Genomic DNA, 17,759 nt, shown 5'->3' on the forward strand with positions numbered 1-17,759 from the left:
AAAAATAATATAGAGATATGTACTAAAAAAGGAATTTCGGATAGAAGCTGTCCTAAATTTCTTAAATAATAAGTATGGTAAAATCTAAGAATGGTTAAAAATGTTGAAGTTGAGGACTATTCCCCTTTTTCCGTTTCTCTGAGAATATCATATTTCTTTTGACGGGCTTTCCACCTTTCCATAGCGAATTTCTGCATATCTTCAATTTGATCTTTTTCGTCCACAATTTCAAAACCAAGCAGAGTTTCAATTATATCCTCTAATGTCGCAATTCCATCCATGCCCCCATATTCATCAGAAATTAGGGCTATATGTTCTTTCTTATTTAGGAGCTCCTCCCAAACATTAAATAAAGGAGTAAATTCAGGCAGCGCTACAATATTCCTTTTTATGTCTTTTAATTTTAGATTAAACTGATCTTCTGCCAGCTTTTCAAAAACTGTTTCTCTAAAAACGTAACCGGTAATGTTATCACGATTATTATGATAAATCGGAATTCGAGAAAAATGTAGAAAGTCTTTATTCTTAAGAAAATTTTCAAGAGTCATCTCTTCATCGGCAACAACAACTACTACTCTCGGAGTCATAATCTCAGATACTTTAATTCCCTTTAATCTAATCAAGTTCTGTATGATTTTATTTTCCTTATCGCCAAATACTCCCTCTTCGGTTCCAATATTTGCTAGGGCCGAAATTTCCTCTCTGCTAGTTGTTAGTTCCGTTTCATTTTTTGATAATAACTTCGTCAAAAATGCTGAAGCCAACACTAAAGGATAGGTAATAAAAATCATCATCTTAATAATTAAAGCTGATGGCACAAGCAACTTTTTATAATAAATAGCACCTATTGTTTTGGGAATAATCTCGGTTAAAACTAAAATTAAAATTGTTAGTATTGCAGACACCAATCCAAAATAAGCTTCTCCAAACACAATGGTTGCTTGAGCGCCAACTCCGGCGGCACCAACAGTGTGGGCAATTGTGTTCAAAGAAAGAATAGCCGATAAGGGTTTATCAATATCTTCCTTAAGATTAATGAAATCGCGAGCCGCTGTAATTCCCTGATCAGATTTTGCTTTTAAATAGGAATATGGGGATGAAAGCAGTACAGCTTCCATCACAGAACAAATAAAAGAAGTGATTAACGCTAAGAATAGATATGTAAAAAGTAAAGTCATGTTTCAAATGTAATTAATTATTTAACGATAATATCTAATTATAAATAAAAAATGGTATCTGCCTTTGTAGGCATTCAACTTCAATCGGAGTATTTCCAATTAATTGTCCATCCGGTGTTAGTATTTTAGTTGGGGATGTCTCCACTTTAATCTTTTTTGCTTTGAAGGTTTCAACCTCTTCCATGCTGAGGTGCGAAGCATCAAATATTTTAGGAAGGCATTGAAGAAGTCTTAATCTCCCCATTTTATTCATTAATGTAATGTCGAGGAAACCATCATCAATTACGGCGTTGGGAGCCATAATAAAATCTTTTCCTGTATAACGAGTATTAGATATCTCCACAAATATGTTATCTCTCTCTATCAACTTGCCATCAATTTCTATTCTTAACGGAAACGATTTTAGTGATATTGTTCGATATAGAACCCCAAGTATATATGATAAATGTCCAAATGCTCTTAACTTAAATGCTGTTGCCGCCACATCGGTAACAAAACCAAGTCCTAGTATATTTATAAAATAAAACGATTTTTCTGGAGTTTTACAAAATCCAATATCAACTAATTTAGTTTTGTTTTTAAGTATTGAATCGGCAGACTTTTCTATTTCCCCGGCTTCTAAACCAATATCCCGGGCAAAAGCATTTCCTCTACCAACAGGGAAAACTGAGACCGGAATTTTTAGTTCAGAATTATTTTCCATATAACCATTTATTGTTTCAAAGAGAGTTCCATCCCCCCCACATACAGAAATCGCATCATACTTTTCGAACGATAAATTCTTAATAATATCAACAGCTTCGCCCGCATAATTAGTAGAAACAAAATCAAAATCAATCTTTCTCTTTTTAAGTTCCTCTTTAATTCTGAACATCTGTTTATTTGCATTTCCCCCATCGGCAACAGGGTTTACGAGTAAAAATACTTTCAAATAAGTCTCACAATTTTTGCACATTCAATATATGAAATAGAAGTTAAATACTTTTTTGTTTTGAAAGGACTTCAATAATACCTTTACAAAATTGAGGCAGATCATCCGGCTTTCTACTCGAGACCATGTTCCGGTCAATAACCAATGGCTCATCAACCCATATTGCACCCGCATTTTCAATATCATCTTTTATTCCGGGAGTGGATGTGCATTTATATCCTCTCATAATTTTTGCAGATATTGTTATCCAGCCGGCATGACAAATATGCGCTACCAATTTTTTGTTAGTGTTAAATTGTTTTGTTAATTCAAGAACTTTGGCAACCCGCCGCAATTTATCGGGTGCAAATCCCCCCGGAATTACAAGTCCGTCAAAATCTTTTTCATCAATAGAATCATAGGAAGCGTCCGACTTGCACGGATATCCATTCTTCCCCTCGTAGACTTTCCCTGCTTCGGGTCCCGCAACTACTACCTCGGCGCCCTCTTCAATTAATCTTAGTTTAGGATACCATAATTCGAGATCCTCATAAACATGATCAACAAACATTAGTACTCTTTTCCCGGTTAAAGATTCCATAACCTCACCTCAATCTTATTAATAAACGATTATATATAAACTTACTTTTAGTTACAATGATTGTAGTAAAATGGTTCATTTTCAAATTAACTCATGTTCTCCATTTTTACATGTGCAAAGGGAATCTCAATTAGTTATTTTCGCTCAACCTAAAATGGAATAAATGAACAAATTCTTACTCATAATATTCGTTTTTGCTAGCTCGACAGTCATTTCCCAGCAAGGCGGTTTTACAATTACCCGCTTAAAATATAATGGAGGGGGTGATTGGTACAATGATCCTTCTGCGGAAGTAAATTTACTTAAGTTTGTTGAGTTGTCTACAGGAATTAAAACCAATCCGGTTTATAATTTTGTTGACCTGTCTACCGGCAACATATTTGCGCATCCTTTTTTATTTATGACCGGTCATGGTAACGTAGTTTTTTCTGAATCGGATGCAAAAAAATTACGAACATATTTAGTGAATGGCGGGTTTTTATATGTTGATGATGATTATGGATTAGATAAGGCATTTCGAAGAGAAATTAAAAAAGTTTTTCCAAATGATGAATTAGTCGAGATTCCATTTAATTATGGGCTTTATAATTGTCTCTTTGATTTCCGGAATGGTCCTCCAAAAACTCACGAGCATGATAATAAACCGGCACAAGGTTTTGGTATCTTTATAAATGGTAGATTGTGTTTATACTTTACCTATGAGAGCAATCCGAGCGATGGATGGGCTGATCCTACTGTACATAATAATCCGCCAGAAAAAAGAAATGAAGCACTCCAATTTGGAGCAAATATCATAGTGTGGGCGTTATCAAATTAAATTCATGAATAATCAATTTGAACATATAATAAATAAAATTGAGTCGGTTCTGAGGACTCGAATGAAATTAGAATTTTACAAGATGATTGTGCTAGCAATCGGATTTTTAGTATTCTACTTTTTATTATTCTCCATCGTCGAATCATTTTTTTATTTTTCAGCATCCATCAGAACAATTTTACTTTTTACCGGAATTACATTAACACTTCTAGTTTTTTTAGTTGGAATATTTTATGTAATAATGAGGCAAAAAAAAATTCCATCGGATAAGTCACATTTTATAATTGCCGATGAGGTGGGAATAAATTACCCCGAAATAAAAGATGAACTGGTAAACTCACTTCAACTTTATATTAACAATTCAGGTTATTATTCAGATTCATTGATAAAAGCCGCATTTGATAGAGTCTATAAACTTTGCAAAGATAAAGACTTTACGAAAGTTGTAGATTATAAAGGATTTCATTTTTATCTGCGTAAATATTTTTCATTCGTCGCTATTTCCTCATTGGTTTTATTGGCTGTTCCGGCTATCAATAATGCCTTTATTAGAGTGCTTCACTTTAATACTGAATTTGAGGCTCCTGGTATTACATTTGAAATTATTCCAGGCAACTCAGAAATTTCAAAGGGTTCAACTATTACCATAAAAATTAGAGTTAGAGGAGGTAATCCCGAATTCATCCAGTTGTATAAAAGAAACCAGGATCAGCCGGAGTATTCAGCTAAACAGGTAAAGAGAGATTCACTCAATAATTTTAACATCGTTGAAACCGGAGTCACTCAATCATTTTCTTACTATGCTGCAACTAGTAATTACAAAAGCGAAATTTTTCAGATTTCTGTGATAAGCAATCCGGTAATTCAAAAACTGGATTTATCTGTAACTCCTCCACGCTATTCTAATTTAGCTGCATTTGTACAGAGTGATAATGGAAATCTTAGTGTACTTAAAGGTTCAGCAATAAAAATTAATTTGGAGTCATCCAGGAATATAAGTGAAGCAAAGATCGTTTTTTCGGATAGTGCTTCAAAGCCATTAAATGTAGTACTCAATAAAGCGGAGGGTATAATAACCGCATCAAAAAATGATAACTACAGAATTTTGATAAAAGATAAAAAGGGAATAGCGAACTTAAATCCTATTGAGTATGAACTCTCAATTATTTCGGACGAGTTTCCGAAGATAGAGATTGTTGCCCCACAAGATGAAACAACCAGCGGTAATATTAATATTCTACCGGTCATAGCAAAAATTAAGGATGACTATGGATTCTCAAAGTTGATCTTTAACTACCGACTTGAATCTTCAAATTATAGATCACCCGATCAAAACTATACTAGCACACCATTGAATTTGAAGAATCAAGTTAAGGAAGATGATATTTATTTCAATTGGGATTTGGGCGGGCTCTATTTAGCTGAGGGAGAAACTGTCAGCTTTTTCTTAGAAATATTCGACAATGATCTTATAAGCGGGCCTAAATCTTCCAAATCACAATTAAGATTTTTAACTGTTCCTTCATTAAAAGACATGTTTGCAGCGGCGGATGAAAGTCAAGACAATTTACAAAGAGACCTGGAAAACACTTTACGTGAGACCGAAAAGTTATCGAAAGAACTTCAAAAGATTAGTGATGAGTTAAAACAGGATTCAAAAGAGCTTAGCTGGCAGGAAAAAGAGAAACTCGAATCCGGCGTAAAAAAGATTGAAGAGCTGTTAGAAAAGACAAATAATGCCGCCGAAAAACTAGAATCATTAAAAAAGGATTTGATGAATAATAATTTACTGAGTAATGAAACTTTAGAAAAATATAACGAATTGCAAAAATTATTAGAGGATTTGAATAGTGAAGAACTCCAAGCCGCACTAAAAAAAATGCAGGATGCCTTACAAAGTGTATCAAGGCAAAATGCCCAAATGTCATTGGAGGATCTAAAGGCAAATGAGGAAATGATCAAAAAAAGTATTGAAAGAACACTAAATCTTTTAAAGAGAATTCAAATTGAACAAAAAATAGATGAGCTTGTTTTGCGCGCTAATGACCTTACAGAAAAGCTTAATGAGCAGGCAGAAAACATAAAGAAAAATGGATTGAATGATAAGTCAGCCGGAAAATCACTTGAGCAAAAGCAGGAATCAATATCTGATAATATTAAAGAATCAGAAGAAATAGTTAAAAAGCTTGATGAGATGATGAAATCGATGCAAGATATGCCGAAAGAACTTATGTCTGAATTGAGCCAAAAACTTTCAGAACAGAAGAATCAGCAATTATCATCCGATGTAAAAAGCGCATTAAAACAGTCGGACAAACAGACTTCAATGGATAAGCTTGAGTCATTGCAGAACAACATGATGCAATTCAGTGATCAGCTTCAGAGTATTCAAAAAGCTATGCAACAAATGAATCAAACTAAAACATTTTTAGAGATGGCAAAATCTCTCAATAGTTTGATTGAATTATCTAAAGATGAAGAATCACTAAAAAATTTAACAAGCGAAATGAGTTCAACATCGTCGAAGTTATCTCAGTTGGCAAGTGAGCAAAGTTTAATTCAGGATAATTTACGTAGAGTTGCGCAAAGTATGAGCGAAACTGCTCAAAAAACTTTTGCTATTACTCCAGAGATGGGAAAAGCAATTGGGAATGCTCACAATTCGATGGATATGGCAATTACTCATCTAATTAATCAAAACACACAAGCCTCCGCTGTTGAGCAAACAAATGCCATGAAATACATTAATGAAGCAGCTTCTTTATTAAAGGGCTCGATGCAGCAAATGATGAGTGGAGGACAGGGGGGTGGAATGATGTCATTGTTCCAACAGTTACAAAAATTATCGCAGCAGCAAATGAGTTTAAATCAATTAACCCAGATGATGAATCAAGGCGCTTTATCTCCTGAGATGGCGCAGCAAATGCAAAGACTATCTCAACAGCAGGAAATGATTCGTAAATCGCTTGAACAATTAAACAGAGAAGCTAAAGAGGCCGGGCAGTCAAAACGACTTGCCTCAAATCTGGAAAAAATACTTGAGGAAATGAAGGAAGTAGTTACCGATTTATCATCAAACAATGTTAATGATGATATTGTAAAACAGCAGGATAAAATATTATCACGGCTTCTCGATGCTCAAAAATCAATTAGCGAAAGGGATTTTGAAGATAACCGAACTTCGAACACCGGAGAAAATATTAAAAGAAACTCCCCTACATCAACAATTAATTCGAAGGCAAACTTAGAATTATTGCGTGATCAACTATTGAACGCGATTAGAGAAGGTTACAAAAAAGATTACGAGGATATAATCAGGAAATATTTTGATTCCTTAATAGAGGAAAATGTAAAATAATTTAGTTGTGTGCCGAGTTAGAGCTGATAGAAATTTTTATAACCCAATCATACTATTATTTTTATCTATTGATACTATACTGAACATCTAACCCGGGACGTTTGTTTGGTCTAGGAAAATTAGAATTAAAGCTGGATTTGATTGAGTTTCATAATGACAATTATGAAGTAGATTTTTGTTTTGATGAAAATTCAATGATTCTTTTGGGGCACTCACCGCCACATAATGAACCTATTGTAGCGCGAGGACCATTTGTGATGAATACCGAGGAAGAAATAGCTGAGACTTATAATGATTATTGTTACGCAAAATTGGGTGATTGGGATCAATAATTATATCTTGTTAATCTATCCTGTTTTTTTATCGATTACGAAATATTATTCTATAAACTCTTTATTATATCAAATAAATTTCGATAATTAGGCATACCATTTAAAATAATTGTTAATGATCATAAAATTAATAACTGCATACATCCTAATTCTTCTCTACTGGGGACAATCCTTAGCTCAGCCACAAATATTAAAGCAACTTCGCAACCATCTTCCTGAGGAATCCTATGTCATAAAATCATGGAATTCAAATAATGGACTACCACAAAACAGTATTAATAAAATCGCTCAGGATAAAAACGGAATTATCTGGTTAGCAACTTATGGTGGCCTTGTAAGGTTTGATGGCGCAAATTTCAAAACCTTTTCGGTTAAAAATTATCCCGATTTATCATCCGATAGAATTTATTCTCTTTTTATTGACAGCAAGAATAATCTGTGGCTTTGTACTGAAAATGGTAAAATTATAATCTATGATGGAAGGAAGTTTACCGATTTTTCATCAAAATATGATTACAATTTTATTCTAACAAAAGACATTATTGAGGATTCAGAAGGAAGCCTATATCTTAAAACAAGCACTTCTCTACTCTACTATTCAAAAGGAAAACTAGAGCCCGTAAAGGTATTTAACACGGATGGCCAACCGTTAGATATATTCTACGATTCCTCGCCATATTTAGTAAACGATACACTTTTGGTTTCAGGCCCAGGCACATTCTCCCTTGTTCATAAGGGAAAGTGGATTAAAAGTGTTTCCGTAAAAATTAAAATTGCAGGGAATGCCTCTCCAATTTTTACACCATCTGGATTTTGGTTTCATAATGATTTTAGGATTTACCATTCTAGAACATTCGATGGGATTCCAAATGCAAAGCCACTATTTAACGATGTGACATCATTAAACTTCAGTTACATTAATAATAACCTGCACGCAATTACATTAAATAAAGGAATCATAAAAATAAATGGGAATTTTACCTATCAAACTCTTTTTAATCTGAAAAATGTTACTCTCACTTTTTGGTCAAGTTTATTAATTGATCAAGAGGGTAATTATTTAGTTGGAACTCAATTAGACGGTTTGATATATGCAAAAAAGAAATTCTTATTTACACTCGATAAATCTTACGGATTACAAAGCTCCAATACATACGCGATTTTTAGAAGCTCAACAAATGATATTTGGATTGGGCAAAATCCCGGTTTAAATAAAATATCAAATGGAAAACTAATTACTTATGGTAGTGATAAATCTGTTCTTCCTTATGTTTGGGGACTTACCGAGGATAAGAATAAGAACATATGGATGAGCACAAATGCTCATGGGTTATACAAAATAGACCCAAAAGAAAACATTGAGAATTTATCACTAAAGAATCCTGAAATTGGTAATATCTTTTTTTCAGCATATACAGATAAAAAAGGTCGGCTATGGTTTGGGACCATCGGAAAAATCCTCCGTTTTGAAAATGAGAAATTCCATCAATACTCTCCTTTAAATCTGTGCGATAATATTTACCGGAATATACTTGAGGATGAAAAAGGTATATTATGGTTCGCCTCCGATTTTGGCTTAGTAAAATATGAAAATGATTCATTCACAATTCTAGACTCGGTTGATGCAAAATTTTCCCGCTCACTTTATATCGACAAAAATAATCGGCTATGGATTGGAACATATGGAAATGGAATTCGAATCAAGATTGGGGGAAAATACTTAAAACTAACTTCCCGGGATGGTTTATTCAGCAATATTATTTCGGCAATTGTTGAGGACAATAAAGGATATTTTTGGTTTACAACGAACACCGGGTTATTTAAGGTTAGCGAGGATGAGATTAACCGGTTTATCAATGGCACCGTTAAAACAGTTACATCGATCAATTATGGAATTGACGAGGGGCTATCTAATATTGAATTTAATGGTGGATGCCAGCCAAGTTGGATGAGAGATGACGAAGGGAATTTATGGTTTCCCTCCTTTAGTGGTCCTGTAGTAGTTGACATAAAATCATTAAAAGTTTCAAAGGGTTCTCCAAAAGTTTTTATCGATGATCTTGTTTATCAAGATTCGATTTATTATCCCGGAGATAATATTGTCCTTCCTCATGATTACTCTCAGTTTACAATTAATTTTTATTCATCCTCTTTTTCATCACCAAATAATGTAAGGTTTAAATATCGACTTGTTGGGGGTAAGGATGAGTGGATCGATATCGGCAGAAGGCGGCGGGTGCATTTTCAGAAAATGCCATTTGGTGATTACGAATTTCAAGTTATTTCCTCAGATAGTTATGGAAATTGGTCATCAACCCCGGCGAGTATTAAATTTACTGTACAAGCCATATTTTGGGAAACCCCCTATTTTTATGCAATAGCATCATTGCTAGTAATTCTCTCAGTGTTCCTATTTTTCTTTGTGCGATTGAAAACAGCTAAAAGAACCCAAGCTAAATTAGAACAAATTGTCTCTGAGCGAACAGAGAGTTTAAAGATTGCTAAAGAAGCGGCAGAACAATTAGCCCATGAAGAAAAACTTTTAAGATCTAAATCAGAAGAAGAAAATCGACAAAAAATAGAACTTCTTAGAATAGTTTCTCATGACCTAAAAAATCCTGTATTCGCAGTTCAAGGATTTTCGGAGATGTTATTAGAAGATGGCAATCTTTCCGAGGAGGATCATCAGTCGGTAGAAATGATTCATGACGCATCCGAAAGATTAAAAGAACTAATTACTCAACTCCTCAATTTCAGCCGATTTGAAGGTGGTCAATTTGTTATTGATAAATTAGAGATAAATGTTGTAAATGAAGTAAATAAAATCATTTCTCGATACCAGCGAACCGCAGATAAAAAGGAACAAACTATTATTTCTGAATTTCCCACGAATTCTATTTCATTGTTCGTTGATCCCACCTTATTCTCGCAAATTATTGAAAACTTACTGAGTAATTCTATTAAGTACTCAAAGAACGGGAAGAGTATTTTTGTTTCTGTTAAGGAAATTGATTCTGAAGTGCAAATTGCAATAAGAGATGAAGGGGCAGGCTTCAGCAAAGAGGATTTAAACAATCTTTATAAACCTTTTGTTAAACTATCCTCGTTGCCTACCGCAGGCGAATCGAGTTCCGGTTTAGGCCTTACCATCGTTAAACGATTTGTAGAATTGAACGATGGGGAGATTTCCCTGGAAAGCGAAAAAGGAAAAGGTTCAACTTTCACAGTTAAGTTTAAGAAGTATAATCGGGGTTAAACAAATTTTTCTTTAATTCAATAGTTGTCAAATATTTTTGATAACTATTCAACAGCTCCTTTCTTTCATCCTCTGTTTTCCTAACCGGACTAAAAGCAATAAAGGGCTCTAATGTTTTCATCCCCACAAAGTATAACATGCCATGATTTAGTGAAATAGGATTTTATCCATATCCCCATTTCGGCCATTTTCCCCATACGAGTTTTCAGGTCCACCAGTAGTAATACAGCAAAATGCCGTTTTATCTTTGAAAAAACCTTTTTCATATACACCTTTTCCGGCACCATAGGCAAATCCCATCGCAAATACTCTATCCACCCATCCTTTAAGAATTGCGGGGATAGAAAACCACCAGAGAGGGAAATTAAAGATTATTAAATTTGCCCACTCAAATTTTTCCATCTCACTTTTAATCTCATCAACATACAAGTTGTTATTATGTGCATGAACTTGTTCGAGTTGATACTTGAAGTAATCAACATTCAACAATCCCGTAAAATCATTAATTCCACCAACCGGGTTAAAGCCCATGAGATATAAATCAGAGACTTTTACATTATGCCCATTTGATATAAAAAAATTTATGGCATAATCTTTCAATGCTGAGCAAAATGATTTAGACTCGGGATGAGCATGAATTATCAATACATTCATAATTTCTTTAATTAATTATTTGAATGAAGCGCCACTCTGTTTCCCTCAATGTCAATAAATAAACCCATATAACCAATTTCTTCTGTGATTATTCTCTTAGGCATAATTACTTTTCCTCCCGCCTCTTCAACTTTATCAAGAATATTTGCCAAATCTGGGTTACCATTCAAATAAATTAGAGAACCATCTTGAGTTGGTTTGTACCACTCACCTTTACACAGCGCTCCCCCAACGCCATCCCCTTCCATCGGGAAAAAGGCCATATCAAACCCACCCATGTGTGTAATGTACATGGATTCATGACCAAAAATTCTACAATAAAATTTAACGGCTCTTTCCATATCAATAACCGGAATTTCAAACCAATTTAATACGTTAGACATTGTAGTTCCTTTCTATAAGTTATTTAAGGCTTCCATTCTAAAACTTTAATCTCAGTGTTAATTTCTATCTCCCCCACTCCAGAGTGAAGCATGTTTTGTCCAAAATAAATTTTATTATCTACTTTCCTAAACAAAGATAGGGTTGTCAAAGGTTCATTTCCTCTTTCACCGGTAGAGGGATCGATCGTAGGGACGGCACAACGAGAACATGGTTTAACCGGATAAAACATGATTTGTCCAATTTGAATTTTTCTCCACTTGTCTTCATCAAAAGAAATTCCGCCGCTGAATACGAAGTTTGTCCTAAATCTATCCATGCTTATTTTTTGTGTTAATCGCGAGTTTAAATCATTTAATGATTGTTCTCCAATAATTAGGAATGGATATGCGTCAGATAAACTTGTTATATCATTATTAAGTGAATATTTTTTATCAACCATGCGTCTGCTGCTATCCGGCATATAAACTAATGAACATTTAGTATTCAGATTATCGCACAGCCATTGATCAACCAGCTCGCTAACTTGATCTGTAGTTACAATATCATCCCAAATGATGGCGTTTATGATTTTATCTGTTTTTTGATCTATACTAAATGATATTTTTTCATTATTAATCTTGTTCCATAACTCAACCTCTTCTCCTTTAATTTCTGCTTTGAGGAGTGACATTTTATGCAAGCTTCTCTGCGTTAAAAATTTTCCAGATTCATCTACGAGCATCCAGCGTCTGTCATACTGTAATCCTCTATCAGTTACAACCGCGCTCTTAACTGAATAACCGGATAATGATTTAACAGGATAAATATTTATTTCAGTTAATTTGTACATACTTAAATTCCAATTATAATTTTCTCGATTACCGAATAAGGGAGTCTATTTCTTAGATCGCTAACTTCAGCAAATGATTTTCCCGAACAATTAAACGCGAATAGATATGTTTTATTTTCATGCGCTACAAAACCAACCAGCCAGGCCACATAAGATGTATCATTTAATTTTCCCGTTCCAGTTTTAAATTTAATTGATGATTCTCCATATTTTCTAATCGACATAATATTCTTTACTATTTCTATATTCTTCTTTTCAAATGGAAGCTGGTGATGCAATAATTTTCTGAGAAAATCGATTTGTTCTATTGCTGAAATTTGCAGTGAGTTATCAAGCCAGAAATAGTCAACTCTATTTCCAATTACTTTGTTACCATAATTCATAGATGTTAAATATTCCATATATTTTTTTGCTCCAACTTGTCTAGCGAATTCTTGATAAAAAGGTACCACCGAGTACTTCAATGCAGAAGATAAATTATGATCTCTGTTCCATTCCAGCATATCCCGCTTAATTCCATCCCATTTAATAATTTGATTCGTATCAGCAAGCACTTTTGTTTCAATCGCGATTATTGAATTGGGGATTTTGAAAGTTGACGCGGGCACATACCTTTGCTTCGATCTTTCCTCGTTATATAGAAATACAGCACTACCATCTTGATCACAAATTAACATGGTTGCATCAGTATCTTCAAACAATTTTTTAACAAAAGTAGAATCATGTTTTTCTGCAATTACAGCCAAATTAAACACGCACAATAGTATTAAAACTTTTTTGCCTATCATCACTACTCTCCAATTTTAAAAACAGAAAAATCATCTGGCGGAAAATATGATTTATAAACATCAAAATATTCATTACTGAAAATTAATTTTGAGTTTGGGGGAAGAAATGGTTCTCTGAACTGCATTCCAATTGTTCCAGCGTTTCTATAATTAGGAATTCCTTTCTTTTGGTGAATGAAGAGCACATCGTCATAAGCGCTCCAATAACCTGGAGCTAAATGATCCTCTCTCGCAACATCTTCTCTAAGACTCATCGAAACCCAAAACTCCATTCCGTGTCGCGCGACAAATAGCTCTCGTTTGTTATCATTGAGCAATATCCTCATTTCATTAAGTTGAGCATAAATATATTTATTCATTACACTGTTAACTTCTCTCATGTATGCAGAATAAACAGATACAACACAGATGAGTGTCAGAATAATCTTTATTACCCTCTTCTTCTTGATCATTGTATAATTTAACATAAACACAACCAGAGGTATTCCGAATAAATATGCGATGAATTGTATTCTGTCTGCTGTGGTAATTCCTATGAGTGGACTCGAAAGAAGCAGAGCAATAAAAATAAATGACATAATTGAAATGCGGTTACTATAATCAATCTTATTATAATTTCTAACCAGTTTAACAATTGAGAGTAAAGCAATCCCATTCATTATGATTGAGGTTGCAAGAGCAGAAGTAGTAATAATCTGCTTTCCTTTAATCCATGAAATTAAAATTGAATTATCAAAAATGGTTAAAGGAATTTTCAAAAACTCTCCGGCACGATGCGGGCTGGTTAAATAGATGAAGAGATAAGTAATAGTATATATTATACTCGCTCCCAATAGCATCAAAAATAATTTTCTTATACTTTTTGCCATTACCGAATCGATCAATATATAAGCGATTAGAAGTAGCATAACAACAATAAAAGACCCAAAGTGTGTAAGTCCCGCAGCAACAACTAGCGGAACGATTGTGAATAGGTTTTTTCTTTTGCCATAATATCTCAACTGACTTACTACTGTAATTACAGCCATTATTAGGATTAACGAAAATGAGTTTTTCTGATAATCTGATATCAGTTCGAAAAAAGCGATGTAGGATACCGCGAATGCCGAAATGATTAAACGGCAAGTCCAATTTTGTTCGCCGGGCATATTTTTTTTTGAAAAGTGAAATGTCACAAAAATCAGCATTGGCGGAACAATCGAATCAAAAGTTCGAACTGAATAGTCAATAATTTTGTCTATTGAGGTAAATTCAAATTGTGTGAATAGATAAGTTGGAATAGCTTGTATCCAGAACAAGATTGGAAAATCATTAAAGAGTATTCTACCCTCCTCAATTATTGAGCGCACCTGTAATAGATAATAAGCACTTATATTTCCCGGAATAAATTCAGTGGCAAAATTAATTTTAAGTCGAACAGCGGTACTTAAAATATAAACCGCAATTAAGATTATTACTTCTTTATACTTTTTAATAAAATGTAACATTAGTGGGATGCCCAAGTAAGATTCACATCATTTGTGTTTTGCAAAGGAATTGCCGGTTTGTAATCCGAAAAAGTTCACTAGCACTACGACCTTTAAATCATCAGAGTTGCTTAAAACTTTTCAAGTAGTTCTTGGTAAAGTCGGATAGCACTAATTTCCCGCTTATTTCCGCCCTCTCTTCCAAAAGTTTATCCCAATTCTCAGTTCCCTCCCAAAATACTCTTTTCATATTTTCAATTGCTTCCGGGTTACAAATTGAGATTTTTCTGGATAGCTCTGCGACTGCTTCATCAAGATCGTGCTTGGAAGGAAATACTTTTGTGAACAACCCATTTTGTTTTGCCCAAAAAGCGTCGTGCCATTCAGCATCAATAGACATTGTTATAAATGCCGTTTTACCAATTTTTCTTTCAATAGCTGGTCCTACTACAAATGGTCCAAGTCCTAATTGCAATTCACTAAGTCGAACTGAAGCTTCACTCATAGCGAAAGTATAATCGGCGGCGGCGGCAATTCCAACCCCTCCTCCAACAGCTTTCCCATGCACTCTTGCAATAATAAACTTTGAACAATTTCTCATCGCATTTAACAATCTTGCAAAACACATGAAAAATTTCTTCCCGCTCTCTTCGTCATTTATATTTAGCAACTCATCAAACGAAGCGCCTGCGCAAAATATCTTCTCACCCTCACTTCTGATAATAATTACATGAGCTTTTACTTCGGAGGAATATTTCTCTATTAGCGCGGTAATTTCATCTGCGAGATCTGCCGTAAGGGAATTACTTTTGGGATGGCTAAAATTTATGGTTGCTACTCCATTAACAAGACTTCCAACAACTTTACCCTTTTCCATGCTGCCTCCATTTAATTAGGAGTTTATGACGTCAACTATTTCAGCAAAATCATCAATTACAAAATCTGGCGTATATTTTTCTAATTCTTCTCTTGTTCTATATCCATAAGTTACAGCGCAAGTTCTTGTTCCAGCATTTTTACCACAAAGAATATCCAACTCAGAATCACCTACTATAATAGTCTCGGTTGGTGATATCTCCAAATCCGCACATATTTTCAATAGAGGTTCGGGTGAAGGTTTGTGCTGCAATCCTGGTCTTCTTCCCATTACATAGTTAAACTTTTCAAACAACTTAAAATGCCTTAGATTCAACTCTGCTTGGTCTTGGCCTTTTGTAGTTAACAATGCTACTAATATACTATTTTGGTTTAGCAATCTAATTGTATCATTCACGTTGGGATAAAGTGTAGAAGAATCTATAAAATGAAAATAAAATTCTTTGTAATATTTTATGAACAAATTAAAATCGGTTACAGGAATTTTCATTTCTTTAAATATATCCTCGAAATGAGCGCCAATCATTTGATAAAATTTAGATTTATCCACTGTAACAAATATGTTGATTTTTAGAAGTGAAGCAATCATGGCCTTATAAATATTTTCATGCGATTTTATAATTGTACCATCCAGATCAAAAACTGCAAGTCGAATTTTCATTTATGAATCATAAAATATTTTAAATTAAGAATGCCAAATTCCAAGAATAACTCCATAAGTAAGAAACACAACAAGGTGGTAACCTGAATCCACTCCAAGTTTTTTTAGTTTTGTTCCCTCAAATATTGAATTAACATACATTGTTGCCGCAGTAAATCCAATCCAGCATAAAAAAGCAATTCTCACTCCTTCGGCTAAAGTTGTAGCATCGGCATAAACCATTAATCTTGCAAGTATATAAGCCATCACGAGTTGGGCTAAAAAAAGCAACGGGTAAGTTTTTAAAGGATTGTGCTCCTTTTCAATTTCCTCTTCAGTTTTATCTATTGATTCAATCCATATCTTTCCGAATAAAAAAGGGCTGTACCAAAAATATCCTAATCCCAAAGAAATTAATGCACATACAAGTACCGCTAAATAATTAATGCTCGCGTCAGTCATATTTAATTTCCTGTACTAATAAAACTCTTATTCATTTTTAAATAATAGAACGGTTGGGTTAATACCACTTAAATAAAATCCTCTAAACATTCCCTCGGTTGTAAATGGCATGGAAATATTTCCATCTTTATCAATACAAATAACTCCACCATATCCTCCCAAAGATGTCAACTTCTCATTGATTACTTCATTTGCGGCTTGTTCCAAGGTATAATTCTTATATTCGATAATAGAAGAAATATCTTTTGCAATTCCTAAACGTATAAAATACTCTCCATAACCGGTAGCTGAAACAGCGCAAGTTTTATTATTTGCGTAGGTACCGGCCCCAATTATTGGCGCATCCCCCACCCTGCCATATCGCTTCATCATCATTCCGCCAGTTGATGTGCCGGCGGCGAGATTACCATTTTTATCTAAAGCCACCGCACCAACCGTACCAGATTTGCTCGCTTTCTTTTTTTCCTCTTCATTTTTTTTCATTCTTTTATAACTATTCCATCTTTCCTCGGTAATAAAGTAATTATTATCGACCATCTCAACATTGTTTTCCTTTGCAAATAATTCGGCTCCATCTCCAATTAAAAACACATGGGATGATTTCTCCATAACCAACCGGGCAAGATTTATAGGATTTTTAATATGTGAAAGCCCTGCAACAGCTCCTGCCGCAAGAGTTTTACCATCCATAATTGACGCGTCTAGTTCAGCCTTTCCCTCATTTGTAAGAACCGCACCTTTACCAGCATTAAAGAGTGGTGAATCTTCTAAAATATTAATTGCGGCAATAACAGCGTCGAGGCTATTACCATTTTTTTCTAGGATTGAGTAACCTGATTGGAGGGCTTCTTCTAATTTTTCTCTATATTGTTTTTGTTGCTCATCACTAAAATTCTCCTTAACAATTTTCCCGGCGCCACCATGTATTACAATCCCGAACTTTTTGTCTTGTGAGTAAATATCACAACTGATTAAGAGAATTAAAATAACTAGCTTAATTCTGAATGGTCTATTCATACCTGAACATTTTTATGAGATAATGAATTGAATTTATTTGATAAGAAAAAGAAAATCAATCATTTATTTGAAATTAATAGATTTCTTTTACGATATTATATTACAAACTGGTATTTACCAATTGAGTAATTCTTTTGAATGAAAGATATAGCTTCGCACAACTGATTAGCGTTGCAGAAAAGAGGACAGAT

Annotated in this window: 17 protein-coding genes; 4 read left to right on the forward strand and 13 right to left on the reverse strand. The window is 34.1% G+C overall.

All coding sequences use genetic code 11. The annotated features are described in order from the left end of the window. Positions 1 to 116: 116 nt before the first annotated feature. The 3 genes from KF816_16040 to KF816_16050 are packed head-to-tail and all read right to left on the reverse strand — an operon-like array spanning position 117 to position 2,689. Positions 117 to 1,178: a DUF21 domain-containing protein gene (locus KF816_16040; GenBank protein ID MBX3009533.1), complete on the reverse strand. Its 1,062-nt coding sequence runs from the start codon at positions 1,176 to 1,178 to the stop codon at positions 117 to 119. Positions 1,179 to 1,212: 34 nt separating this feature from the next. Continuing rightward, positions 1,213 to 2,109 carry a diacylglycerol kinase family lipid kinase gene (locus KF816_16045; protein ID MBX3009534.1) on the reverse strand — a complete coding sequence of 299 codons (897 nt, stop codon included), beginning with the start codon at positions 2,107 to 2,109 and terminating at the stop codon, positions 1,213 to 1,215. A gap of 43 nt (positions 2,110 to 2,152) precedes the next feature. Further along, on the reverse strand, positions 2,153 to 2,689 hold the full coding sequence (locus KF816_16050) for a type 1 glutamine amidotransferase (GenBank protein ID MBX3009535.1): 537 nt from the start codon (positions 2,687 to 2,689) through the stop codon (positions 2,153 to 2,155). 163 nt (positions 2,690 to 2,852) lie between these two features. Between KF816_16050 and KF816_16055 the strand changes: the two genes are divergently transcribed. From KF816_16055 to KF816_16070, 4 genes are all read left to right on the forward strand, one after another. Continuing rightward, a complete protein-coding gene (locus tag KF816_16055; GenBank protein MBX3009536.1) occupies positions 2,853 to 3,506 on the forward strand; it encodes a DUF4159 domain-containing protein in 654 nt (217 codons plus the stop codon). Positions 3,507 to 3,567: 61 nt separating this feature from the next. Then, positions 3,568 to 6,864 (forward strand): hypothetical protein, encoded by a 3,297-nt coding sequence (locus KF816_16060; protein MBX3009537.1) that lies wholly within the window; start codon positions 3,568 to 3,570, stop codon positions 6,862 to 6,864. 101 nt (positions 6,865 to 6,965) lie between these two features. Then, entirely contained in the window at positions 6,966 to 7,196 is a 231-nt protein-coding gene (locus KF816_16065) for a hypothetical protein (protein MBX3009538.1), read from the forward strand. Positions 7,197 to 7,311: 115 nt separating this feature from the next. Beyond that, positions 7,312 to 10,452, forward strand: coding sequence for a hypothetical protein (locus KF816_16070; protein ID MBX3009539.1), 3,141 nt, complete (start codon positions 7,312 to 7,314; stop codon positions 10,450 to 10,452). On the opposite strand, the gene KF816_16075 is transcribed toward KF816_16070, so the two are convergent. The 10 genes from KF816_16075 to KF816_16120 form a co-directional block, all read right to left on the reverse strand. Next, positions 10,430 to 10,573 (reverse strand): hypothetical protein, encoded by a 144-nt coding sequence (locus KF816_16075; GenBank protein ID MBX3009540.1) that lies wholly within the window; start codon positions 10,571 to 10,573, stop codon positions 10,430 to 10,432. The two genes, KF816_16070 and KF816_16075, sit on opposite strands and share 23 nt — an antisense overlap. Positions 10,574 to 10,599: 26 nt before the next feature. After that, positions 10,600 to 11,106, reverse strand: coding sequence for an NAD(P)H-dependent oxidoreductase (locus tag KF816_16080; GenBank protein MBX3009541.1), 507 nt, complete (start codon positions 11,104 to 11,106; stop codon positions 10,600 to 10,602). An 11-nt stretch (positions 11,107 to 11,117) separates the two neighbouring features. Next, positions 11,118 to 11,489 (reverse strand): VOC family protein, encoded by a 372-nt coding sequence (locus tag KF816_16085; protein ID MBX3009542.1) that lies wholly within the window; start codon positions 11,487 to 11,489, stop codon positions 11,118 to 11,120. 23 nt (positions 11,490 to 11,512) lie between these two features. Further along, complete coding sequence (locus KF816_16090; protein MBX3009543.1) at positions 11,513 to 12,319, reverse strand: MOSC domain-containing protein; 807 nt, start codon at positions 12,317 to 12,319, stop codon at positions 11,513 to 11,515. Between the two features lie 2 nt (positions 12,320 to 12,321). Beyond that, complete coding sequence (gene blaOXA / locus KF816_16095) at positions 12,322 to 13,107, reverse strand: class D beta-lactamase (protein ID MBX3009544.1); 786 nt, start codon at positions 13,105 to 13,107, stop codon at positions 12,322 to 12,324. Positions 13,108 to 13,109: 2 nt separating this feature from the next. After that, positions 13,110 to 14,594: a hypothetical protein gene (locus tag KF816_16100; protein MBX3009545.1), complete on the reverse strand. Its 1,485-nt coding sequence runs from the start codon at positions 14,592 to 14,594 to the stop codon at positions 13,110 to 13,112. A gap of 100 nt (positions 14,595 to 14,694) precedes the next feature. Beyond that, the gene (locus KF816_16105) at positions 14,695 to 15,450 is read right to left on the reverse strand and encodes an enoyl-CoA hydratase/isomerase family protein (protein ID MBX3009546.1); all 756 of its coding nucleotides are present in this window, start codon (positions 15,448 to 15,450) and stop codon (positions 14,695 to 14,697) included. Positions 15,451 to 15,465: 15 nt separating this feature from the next. Further along, positions 15,466 to 16,110: an HAD-IA family hydrolase gene (locus KF816_16110; GenBank protein ID MBX3009547.1), complete on the reverse strand. Its 645-nt coding sequence runs from the start codon at positions 16,108 to 16,110 to the stop codon at positions 15,466 to 15,468. Between the two features lie 24 nt (positions 16,111 to 16,134). Then, positions 16,135 to 16,551, reverse strand: a complete 417-nt coding sequence (locus KF816_16115; GenBank protein ID MBX3009548.1) for a DUF1761 domain-containing protein — start codon at positions 16,549 to 16,551, stop codon at positions 16,135 to 16,137. 27 nt (positions 16,552 to 16,578) lie between these two features. Beyond that, the gene (locus KF816_16120; GenBank protein MBX3009549.1) at positions 16,579 to 17,568 is read right to left on the reverse strand and encodes an isoaspartyl peptidase/L-asparaginase; all 990 of its coding nucleotides are present in this window, start codon (positions 17,566 to 17,568) and stop codon (positions 16,579 to 16,581) included. Positions 17,569 to 17,759: the final 191 nt, after the last annotated feature.

This window comes from Melioribacteraceae bacterium, assembly GCA_019638015.1.
Taxonomy (GTDB): Bacteria; Bacteroidota; Ignavibacteria; order Ignavibacteriales; family Melioribacteraceae; genus JAHBUP01.

Bases quoted from the DNA above. Each gene is read 5' to 3' on its own strand.
- KF816_16090 (MBX3009543.1), bottom strand. From the start codon at position 12,319: ATGTACAAATTAACTGAAATAAATATTTATCCTGTTAAATCATTATCC.
- KF816_16120 (MBX3009549.1), bottom strand. From the start codon at position 17,568: ATGAATAGACCATTCAGAATTAAGCTAGTTATTTTAATTCTCTTAATC.
- KF816_16060 (MBX3009537.1), top strand. From the start codon at position 3,568: ATGAAATTAGAATTTTACAAGATGATTGTGCTAGCAATCGGATTTTTA.
- KF816_16105 (MBX3009546.1), bottom strand. From the start codon at position 15,450: ATGGAAAAGGGTAAAGTTGTTGGAAGTCTTGTTAATGGAGTAGCAACC.
- blaOXA (MBX3009544.1), bottom strand. From the start codon at position 13,107: ATGATAGGCAAAAAAGTTTTAATACTATTGTGCGTGTTTAATTTGGCT.
- KF816_16075 (MBX3009540.1), bottom strand. From the start codon at position 10,573: ATGAAAACATTAGAGCCCTTTATTGCTTTTAGTCCGGTTAGGAAAACA.
- KF816_16110 (MBX3009547.1), bottom strand. From the start codon at position 16,110: ATGAAAATTCGACTTGCAGTTTTTGATCTGGATGGTACAATTATAAAA.
- KF816_16070 (MBX3009539.1), top strand. From the start codon at position 7,312: ATGATCATAAAATTAATAACTGCATACATCCTAATTCTTCTCTACTGG.
- KF816_16115 (MBX3009548.1), bottom strand. From the start codon at position 16,551: ATGACTGACGCGAGCATTAATTATTTAGCGGTACTTGTATGTGCATTA.
- KF816_16085 (MBX3009542.1), bottom strand. From the start codon at position 11,489: ATGTCTAACGTATTAAATTGGTTTGAAATTCCGGTTATTGATATGGAA.
- KF816_16050 (MBX3009535.1), bottom strand. From the start codon at position 2,689: ATGGAATCTTTAACCGGGAAAAGAGTACTAATGTTTGTTGATCATGTT.
- KF816_16080 (MBX3009541.1), bottom strand. From the start codon at position 11,106: ATGAATGTATTGATAATTCATGCTCATCCCGAGTCTAAATCATTTTGC.
- KF816_16040 (MBX3009533.1), bottom strand. From the start codon at position 1,178: ATGACTTTACTTTTTACATATCTATTCTTAGCGTTAATCACTTCTTTT.
- KF816_16100 (MBX3009545.1), bottom strand. From the start codon at position 14,594: ATGTTACATTTTATTAAAAAGTATAAAGAAGTAATAATCTTAATTGCG.
- KF816_16055 (MBX3009536.1), top strand. From the start codon at position 2,853: ATGAACAAATTCTTACTCATAATATTCGTTTTTGCTAGCTCGACAGTC.